This window comes from Aquabacterium sp. (assembly GCF_049274795.1).
Lineage (GTDB): Bacteria > Pseudomonadota > Gammaproteobacteria > Burkholderiales > Burkholderiaceae_C > Aquabacterium.
In genome coordinates this window covers 1-9,070 of sequence record NZ_JBASTH010000098.1, presented here as the reverse complement: position 1 = coordinate 9,070, position 9,070 = coordinate 1, and the positions used below count along the sequence as shown (strand labels likewise).

Annotated in this window: 5 protein-coding genes and 2 pseudogenes; 2 read left to right on the top strand and 5 right to left on the bottom strand. The window is 62.8% G+C overall.

Annotated features, from left to right (window positions below):
* Positions 1-139: 139 nt before the first annotated feature.
* The 3 genes and pseudogenes from WAQ08_RS16480 to WAQ08_RS16470 all read right to left on the bottom strand — a co-directional run bounded on the left by WAQ08_RS16480 (position 140) and on the right by WAQ08_RS16470 (position 4,350).
* The gene (locus WAQ08_RS16480; protein ID WP_422193009.1) at positions 140-2,383 is read right to left on the bottom strand and encodes a TonB-dependent receptor; all 2,244 of its coding nucleotides are present in this window, start codon (positions 2,381-2,383) and stop codon (positions 140-142) included.
* Positions 2,384-3,196: 813 nt separating this feature from the next.
* Positions 3,197-3,802 (bottom strand): annotated as a pseudogene (locus WAQ08_RS16475) (TonB-dependent receptor plug domain-containing protein); the annotation flags it as partial.
* 188 nt (positions 3,803-3,990) lie between these two features.
* A complete protein-coding gene (locus tag WAQ08_RS16470; RefSeq protein WP_422193007.1) occupies positions 3,991-4,350 on the bottom strand; it encodes a hypothetical protein in 360 nt (119 codons plus the stop codon).
* Positions 4,351-5,018: 668 nt separating this feature from the next.
* On the opposite strand from WAQ08_RS16470, the pseudogene WAQ08_RS16465 reads away from it, so the two are divergent.
* Positions 5,019-5,864, top strand: a pseudogene (locus tag WAQ08_RS16465) (HisA/HisF-related TIM barrel protein); the annotation flags it as partial.
* A 66-nt stretch (positions 5,865-5,930) separates the two neighbouring features.
* Here the strand turns inward: WAQ08_RS16465 and WAQ08_RS16460 are convergent.
* A complete protein-coding gene (locus WAQ08_RS16460) occupies positions 5,931-7,400 on the bottom strand; it encodes an aldehyde dehydrogenase family protein (protein ID WP_422193005.1) in 1,470 nt (489 codons plus the stop codon).
* Between the two features lie 138 nt (positions 7,401-7,538).
* Entirely contained in the window at positions 7,539-8,444 is a 906-nt protein-coding gene (locus tag WAQ08_RS16455; protein ID WP_422193003.1) for a LysR family transcriptional regulator, read from the bottom strand.
* Positions 8,445-8,623: 179 nt separating this feature from the next.
* On the opposite strand from WAQ08_RS16455, the gene WAQ08_RS16450 reads away from it, so the two are divergent.
* On the top strand, positions 8,624-8,926 hold the full coding sequence (locus WAQ08_RS16450) for an Mpo1-like protein (protein ID WP_422193001.1): 303 nt from the start codon (positions 8,624-8,626) through the stop codon (positions 8,924-8,926).
* Positions 8,927-9,070 lie beyond the last annotated feature (144 nt).

Below are 9,070 nucleotides of genomic sequence, written 5' to 3'. Positions count from 1 at the left end.
CTGTCATTTCCGTGCTCCTACGTCTATTTGAACAGGAGCTAAGAACTACGTTTTACAGGGGCAACCTCAGTTGGAGCCTCCGCCAAACCCGGGGCGCTTCAAGTCTGCCATGCACGTGCCCATGGAGCGCGCCAGCAAGTTAGAACTTGATGCTCAAGCCAACATCCAACGAACGGCCTTGCCCTTGCAGGGTTTGGATGCTCCAGCCATTGGCTGCAAAGGCTGCAAGATTCGCGCCGCCAAGGGGCAGTTCATAGCTCTTGTCAAAGAGGTTGCGAATACCAGCCTGGATCTCGATGCCGTGAGTAAGCTGATAGCGGGTACCCAAGTTGGCCAGGCCATAGCCGGCTGTCGTAGCCTCGTCGCGCCGGTCGTCCACGCGGGACTTCTTGGCGACAAGCACAAGCTCGGCGTAGTTCTTCCAGGCCCCGACCGTCTGGTCCAGTCTCAGCGTTGTGTTCAAGGGCATGAGGTGGTACAGGTTGCCCCCGTCGGTCCGCTTGCCTTGGGTCCAATCGAGCTTTCCACGGAATGTGCCCGTGCCCCAGCCCGCGCTGGACCAGGCCACCGCCTGCCACGACACGTTCAGGCCATACAGGTAGGCATCGTGGTTGGCGAACTGCAGCAGGGCCTTGGTCTCCCCCACGCCCGGATTGAATGAGCCCAAGGTGTCCACGTCGATGAAGTCCTGCACGTAGGTGAAGAACGGCGTGACCTTGATGCCCCAACGCTGCTTGTCCGCATCGTGCCAATCGGCTGTGGCGCTGACGGTATTGGCCACTTCAGGCTTCAAATCGATGTTGCCAACGTAGCCATTTGCATCGCCAAACCAGCCGATCATGGTCATCGCCATGGTCCCGCGCCCCCATGAATAGCGTTCGTAGAGGTTGGGTGAGCGGGTCTTGCGTGCCAGCCCCAGTTCATAAGTAGCGGTCTCTGCCGCCTCGTAGCGTGCAGTCAGGGTCGCATCGATGTTGTTGTCGCGCTTGCTACGATCGCTGGCGTTGAAGGATGCTGCTGCCGCGGCATCCTCCATGCACATCATCCCGCAGCCGTAGTCCTGCACAGCACCGGCATTCATGCTGACACGCTCACCGCGCACACCCGCCAGCAGCAACCACTTCGGGGCGATGCGTCCCTCCCATTCGCCAAAGAGCGCGATGCGGTCGCGTTGGCCGTCGTTGATGTTCCGGTAGGTGTCGGGCGCCATCATCATCGAACCGCTGACCGGTGGCCACCAGTCGTCCAGACGGAAGCGCCGGTATTCATGCCCCAACCGCAAGGTGCCGTCTGCCACGGACAGCTCGGCCTTGAGGGTGTAGCCGCTGTCGCGGCCATGGGTGTTCATCGGCATGGTGCCGGTGCGCTCAGGTGAGAAGAAGCCCATCTCGTGGAAGGTGTTCTGCCAGAACACCGAGGCTTCCAGCTTGCCCCAGGCCATCTCGCCTTCGTAGCGGAGGTTGGCGGTCATGGCATGGTTGTGCGTCATGTCCATGTACTGGTTCGCGAAGCCCTGGTAAGGGATGCGCTGCTCACCCACCTTGAATACCCACAGGTTGCCATCGCCCTTGGCGGCCAGCGTGAGGGCCTGGTTGGTGCTCTTGTACAGGGTGTTCAGTACCTTGCGGCCGCGGCCATCCTTGTAGCTGTCTGCCTCCGTGGTTGCACCGCTGTAGGTGACGCTCAAGCGGTCGTTGGCGGCGGTCGCGCTCAGCGAAGCCGTCCGGCCATGGTCAACGCTGCGGCTCTGCAGAGTGAGCGCCCCGCTGGTTTTGAGTCCTTCGCCTTCCGCAGCGAATGTGAGCTGGATCGACTTGACCTCGATCACGCCGGCAATGTTGTCCCCCCCTGCGCTGACAGGTGACAGGCCCGCCATCACTGTCGTCATGCTGACCTGCGTGGGGTCGATGTAGGACAAGGGTGCGTTCATGTGGTTGCCACAGGCCGCCGTGGATTCCGCATCGTCGATCAGGACCTTGATACGGTCACCCGCCAGGCCGCGCAGCACGGGCAGACCTGACACACCGCCTGCAGCATAGGTGCTCACGCCGGGACGGTTGCTGAGCGAAGCTGCCGTATCGGACGTGCCCAGGCTGTCGGCAGCATCGCTAAGCCGCTTCCCATGGACGGTGACGTTGGGCAGGGACACGTTTTCGTCGGCGGCTGTGGCCAACAATGGGACGGAAGTCATCATGACCGCCAGGACATTGATCTTCTTCATGTGAACTCTCGTGGTTCGATGACTAGCACCTATGTGATGCGAGCCATGGGTACTTGATGCCGCATCTGTTTGATACGGGTATGGCAAAGACATGTGGGAGGCGTATGCCACCGGAAGATCAGGCAGTCCTAGGCGGAGCGCGTGGTTGCGATACGAAGCCAAACGCGTACGGCCGAAGGTCTTGAGCCATCCCCTGTGGCTGGTATGCCTGGGCAAAGTCAAGCGGATGGACCAGAGGCAGCGATGGTGGCGGGACCAATGCTGGCGTGTCGCAGGAGCACCAAGGGCATGGCGAGTGAGCCCGAGACAGGGGCGCTGAACTGTCGCCCCAGGACAGGGCTTCTCGTGATGAGCCCCCCATCGTCGAGCAAAGCGTTGCCCTCTGCGGGGCAACCTGTATCAAGGAGAGGCGTGCGTGGGCGCTTGACAGCACACTCCCGACCACGAGCGCAAGGCACAACAGAAGGACGGCTGCGCGCTTAGGCAAGCGAACTTTAGGCAGGAAGAATCTCACCGTGCCTCCGGTCTGGCAGGCGTACTGCGCCGTGCACCCGCTTTCGCCTGCAATCGCAGCCGCCGATATCCGATCACGCAGCCTGTGGCAGCGATCGCTGCTCCTCCCAAGCTGAGCAGAGTCAGCACAGCATTTCGGGCTATGTCAAAGTGCAGGAACGCTGGTAGATCCCAACTGTGCAGCAGATTGAACAACCAACGATCCAACCGCTGGGAATGGTCCAAACTCAGCGAAACATCTCCAGTGTAGGGATCCAGGTAGGCGACGGTCTCACCAGCGTCCTTGAAGCTCAGCTTGAGAACCGGCAGGCGTCGCTCGGCTGCCGCGTACATGAAGGCCGCACCACGCTGATAGTAGATGGAGTAGATGGCGTCGTGCTCGGTGAGCAATTGCGCAGACTGAAGGTCCGCATGGATGAGATGTGCGCCTACGGCAGCCAGCGTCTCTTGGGACCACCTGTCCAGCGCGCGCTTGCCTTGTGTGCCAACGGTCGCCTGGATCTCGCTGCGGACGGGGCCGCGCATGGGCTTTTGGGGAATGACGTTGATGACGCCACCTATGGCCCAATCGCCATAGATCACGGACGCAGGCCCGCGAAGCACCTCAATACGCTCGACCGACCAGGTGTCGAATGGGAAGCTGACGCCAACCCCGCCGTACTGGCGCGTGCCATCGTACAACCGCATGACCGAGGTGCTGTCGATGAAGCCTCGCGCAGACAGTGCGCTGCCGCTGTTGCCTGGATGGGCCAGGCTGGTGATGCCAGCAACTCGAGTGATGGCGTCCATAAGGGAAGTGTCGCCGCGTTCCCGAAGCTGCTCTTGAGTGATCACTTCGATGCTGGCAGGCGTCTTCATGGGCGTCACATCGAGGTTCGAGCCGGTGGACGAAGCGGCATCGAGCCCGCGGGGGGCCTTGCCAACCACGGTGATCGCAGGGGGTGTGCCGGTGTCTTGGGCGACAGCAGTGTGGCTGGCCAGGGCGAGGGCAGCAGCCCCAGGGAGCACGAGGGCTCCACGCGAGAGGCGCGAAAGGGGAGGCGTGCACGAAGCAACGATGGTTTTCATGGCGATGTAGGCACGAGCGTGTACCCGCCTCGGCCTGAGACGGCACGTTGAAAGGCCTCTTGTTTGCACTGAACTCTCACGCTCGGGCTGGCGGCAACCTGTTCAGAAGCCACCAGACGGCCTCACTCCCGCATGTTCACGTGCACAAGCACGTGTTGCAGGGATTGGCTAGCGATCGAGGGAATGCTTCAGGCGAAGCTTGGCGGTCCGCGCGGCGGGAACGGCGCACCAACCAACGACGCTATGTGAGCCGCGATGGTTGGTTTCAGCGCATAGGACAGCGGCTGATGGCGTGTACCCACCACGGCGGGTACCTCAGGCAAGGGCATCGCTGCCCCCAAGCAAAGCGGGCAATCTACCGCGTGATGCGATAGGCCGCCTTTGCCGTCGAAATTCGCCACGATGACTTTGACACCACCGCCGGCTGTACAAACCACGTCGATGCTTTTTGGAAAGCTCAGAGGCAACGCACTGAAAACGCCCAGCGCCAATGCAAACCACGCCACGATGAGGCGGGAAAGCAGTGGTGATGGACGCAGAGTTTGCATGGTGTTTTATTCTCACACAGCCTTCGGTTGAGGTCCAACCGCGTGGCTGGGACAAATTGTCCATCACATAAGCCTCGCTCTCCTACCGCCATCGCGCGCCCAGCCTCCCCTTTTGGAGGCCTATTTTCGAGCTAATCGCGAAGCTCATGCCGAGTTGTAGCCGACCACGCCGCGTAGCTTGGCCAACTCGGTATTCACCGGCAGCTTGAGTACATAGCCCCAGAAATCCTTGGACATCGATTGCCCCACCAGCGAGAACGGCCCCAGGTTCGCGCGCGCCGGCCAGATCTACAGCGGCTGGACCTGTGCTAGCACCATGGGCGGCATCAGCGCCTTCAACTGCGCCAGATCCGCTGTGTAGATGGCCGTGACACGACTGTTCTTGTAAAAAAGCCCGCCACCACCGGCACGGCCTGTCCCGCGATGTCGATCGTTGTCGTGGCACCCTGCCCGCCCTGGTCTGCCGCCGCGCTGGCAGATGCGATCGAAAGCAGCAGTCCGCTCACGGACGCGATGTGTCTGATGCTCATGGGCTTTTCACCTTGGATGCTTGAGGTTGATCTGGCGCTTCAGGCAGCGCGCAAAAGCATCCTAGGTTTCAACCTAACTTTAAGGTCAAGCCCGGCAATTCAAAAAACTTTGCGTATTTATCCTGGCCGCTTCAGCGATCCAAGCAGTTCACCCCGCCCAAGGAGATGACCGAGGCCGACATCACCGAGGTCAAGCAACGCTTCGTCAACACCGCTATGCTGGCCGAACAGGCCGGCTTCAATGGCGTGCAGATCCATGCCGCGCACGGTTATCTGTTCAGCCAGTTCCTCTCACCGCTGACCAACAAGCAGCAGGACCGCTGGGGCGGCTCGCTCGAGAACCGCGCCCGCATCCTGACCGATGTGGTGCAGGAGGTCCGTGCTGCGGTCAGCCCGGCGTTCTCGGTGGCTGTGAAGCTCAACTCCGCGGATTTCCAGCGCGGCGGCTTCAGCCCTGATGATGCCAAGCAGGTGGTGTCCCAGTTGAACCATCTGGGTGTGGACCTGATCGAGCTGTCTGGTGGCAGCTACGAGGCCCCGGCGATGCACGGCCAGACACGCGATGGGCGCACACTGGCCCGCGAGGCCTACTTCCTGGAGTTCGCCAAGGACATCGCCGCCGTGGCGCGCATGCCGGTCATGGTGACGGGCGGCATCCGCCGCCTGCCGGTGGCCGAGCAGGTGCTGAGCAGCGGCATCGACATGGTGGGCATCGGCACGGCCATCGCGCTGAACCCTGGTCTGGCGCGCGAGTGGCAGTCAGGCCAGGCCAGCGCGCCCATGCTGCGCCCGATCACCTGGAAGAACAAGGTGCTGAGTTCGGTGGGCTACATGGCCATGGTCAAGCACCAGTTGCGCCGGGTGAGCAAGGGCCGCCAGCCCAACCCCAATGTGACGCCGGCGTGCGCCCTGGTGGAGCAGCAGGCCGAGACGCTGTTCAAGAACTGGAAGTACCGCCGCTGGATGAGCCGACAATCTGCCTGAAAGCGGCCGGGGATCGGCTGCGGCTGCTGAGAGGGCTTGAGCACGGCAAGCGCCCTGCCCGCCCGCTCAGCGCGCCAGCCAGCCCGCCAGGAAGGTCACGATCTTCTGGCGGCCTTCCGTGTAAGGGGGGAAGAACATCTTGATCGTGTTCAGCCAGGTGCTGCGCAGCACCGCACGCTCGTGCGAGAAGGCCTTGAACCCGAAGATGCCGTGCGAGTTGCCGATGCCCGAGTTGTTCACGCCACCGAAGGGCAGATTGCCGTGGGCCACGTGCACCATGCAGTGGTTCACGCACACGCCGCCCGAGCTGGTGTTGGTGAGTACCTTGTCGATGGTGGATTCCTGACGGCTCCACACATACAGCGCCAGGGGCTTGGGCTGGCTGTTGATTTCGGCGATGACCTGGTCGATGCTGGCGAAACCCATGATGGGCAGCACGGGGCCGAAGATCTCCTCGCCCATGATGGTAGCCTGGGCTGGCACCTGATCGATCAGTGTGGGCGCGATGTAGCACTGGCTGGCATCGACCTCACCGCCAGCCAGCACCCGGGCGCCGCGCTGCACGGCATCGGCCAGCAGCCCGCTCACGCGCTGGGTGTGGCGTTGGTTGATCACGTGGGTGAAATCCTGGCTGGATTTCTGCTGATCGGGGGTGCTGCCATAGCGTTCGGCCAGCACGGCCTTGCACTCGGCAACGAAGCGCTCCTTGACGGACTCGTGCACGTACAGGTGGTCGGGCGCCACGCAGGTCTGGCCACTGTTGAGGAACTTGCCCCACATGATGGTCTGCGCGGCCTTGGTCAGGTCGGCTGTTTCATCAACGATGGTGGGGGACTTGCCGCCCAACTCCAGCGTCACGCTAGTGAGGTGCTTAGCTGCGGCCGCCATCACGATCTTGCCCACGGCCGGTGAGCCGGTGAAGAAGATGTGGTCAAAAGGTTTGGTCAGCAGCTCCTGCGAGGTCTGCAGAGCGCCTTCGAACAGGGCCACCTCTTCAGGGCGGAACACCTTGGTAATGATGCGCGCCATCACGGCCGACACGCGCGGTGCCAGCTCCGACGGCTTGAGGATCACGGTGTTACCCGCGGCCAGTGCCGAGATCAGCGGGCCGAACATCAGGTACAGCGGGTAGTTCCAGGGCGCGATGATCAGGCAGCGTCCACGCGGCTGGTACTGCACCTGGCCTGTGTTGCCCAGCGTGAGCTGCGTGGGGCTCACGCGCGTGGCGCGCATCCATTTGCGCAGGTGGCTGATGGTGTGCTTGGCCTCGTCTAGCGTGGGGATGATCTCGGTGCCATCGACCTCCATGCGGGGCTTGTGGAAATCCTGCATGAAGGCCTCGTACAGGGCCTCGCGCTGTTCCATCATGCCGTCGCGCAGGCGCTTGATGCGCTCGATGCGCTCCTCGGCCGTGGAGCGGCGCCAGGCAAGGGCCGTGGCTTGCTGGGCGTCGAACACCTGCGCCATCAGTTGGTGATCGGCTTCCAGGATGTCGGTGCCGGTTGGCGGCACCACGCTCATCAGGGGTCGGTTCATGCTGCGTCCCTCCTTGCCAGGGCTTTGATCTCGGTAATCTCTGATCCTGTTCCGGCCTAGGGTTAACGTCAATGCGGGTATCCACCTTTCTGCAAGGGGGATGCAGGGGCATGCGCTTGACCCGATCGGATCAGCCCGTCAGCGGTGGTGGCTGGCGGCCTCGCGCAGCAGCTCCGTGGCCCGCTGCGCCATGGGCGATGGTGTGTGGCGTGGCCGCAAGAAACCGATCCGGCGCTGCGCGCCCGGCAGCGTCAGGGGCCGCCACACCAGCTTGGCAGGGATGGCCGATGGCGGCAAGGCGCTTCGCGGCAGCACGGTGAGCAGGCGCCCTCCTCCGCAGGCCACGATGTGCACCAGCGCCTCGAGGGTGTTGGCTTCGACCACCACGCGCGGCAAGGGCAAATCGGCACCAGCCAATGCACGCTCGATCATCTGCCTAGCGAACTCGTGCTTGCCGGAGGCGGCGAACTCGTACTGCATCAGATCCGCCAGTTCCAGCTGGCCCGTGTGTTCTGCCAAGGGATGGCTTTCATGGCAGACCACGCTGAAGGTGTCGTCGTACAGCGGCTCACCTTCTACTTCCGGGGGCAGTTCGGCCGGCAGCGGGCAGACGGCCAGGTGCAGTTCGCGCCGGAGCAAGGCATCGAGCAAGGCATCGCCGAACGCCGTGTGCAGTTGCAGCACGGCCGCCGGGCGCTCCTGCCGCAGCCGTGGGAACAATGCATTGAGCGTGAAGTGCGCGCTGGCCGGGCTCATGCCCAGGCGCAGCAGCCCTGCGTGGCCCCCGCCGATGTCACGCGCTTCCTGCACGGCATCGTCCATCAGGCCGGAGGCCGTCTGGCAGCGCCGCAGGAAGGATTGACCGGCGTCGGTCAGATCCAGGCCGCGGGGCGTGCGGTGGAACAGCCCCACACCCAGGCGCGCCTCCAGGCGCTGGATGGCCTTGGTCAGGGCTGGCTGGGTCATGCCCAGTTGCTCGGCGGCACGGCCCAGGCTGCCTGCGGTGGCTGCGGCCACGAAGTAAGTGATGTCAGACCCCAGCATGGCATTCTTTCATTTCATGGCTTCTTCGGTATTTGTTCATTTGATTTTATGCACGAGAGCTTGCAAGCTGTGGTCTTGAGGATCATTGATCAGGTGGGCCTGCCGATTGCCTGCAGCCCACGCCTGTCGCCAAGCATCAAAGAGCCCCGTTTTGAAAGGGGCACACCGAGGAGCCCCCCATGAACCGCTACCAGTCGTTCCGCGAGTTCTACCCGTTCTACCTGTCTCAGCACGAGGATCTCACCTGCCGCCGCCTGCATCTGGTGGGCTCGCTGCTGGTGCTGGGCGTGCTGGCCACGGCCTTCATCACCGGCTCATGGTTGTGGCTGCTGGCCGCGCCGCTGGCCGGGTACGGCTTTGCGTGGGTCGGGCACTTCGTGTTCGAGAAGAACAGGCCGGCCACGTTCGAGTACCCGCTCTACAGCTTCATGGGCGACTGGGTGATGCTGTGGCAATCGCTCACGGGCAAGCTGCGCCTGTGAACCTGCCGCAGATGCTTGGCTAGTGTCCTGTCCCGCTGATACGTGAGCAAAGTCGGTGCAGCTTAGCCAAGATTGAGTGAGCGGCAGCAGTCCACCTGAACGGTTGGCACTCGGTGTTGTATGCGGCGACAAAGTGATCAATGC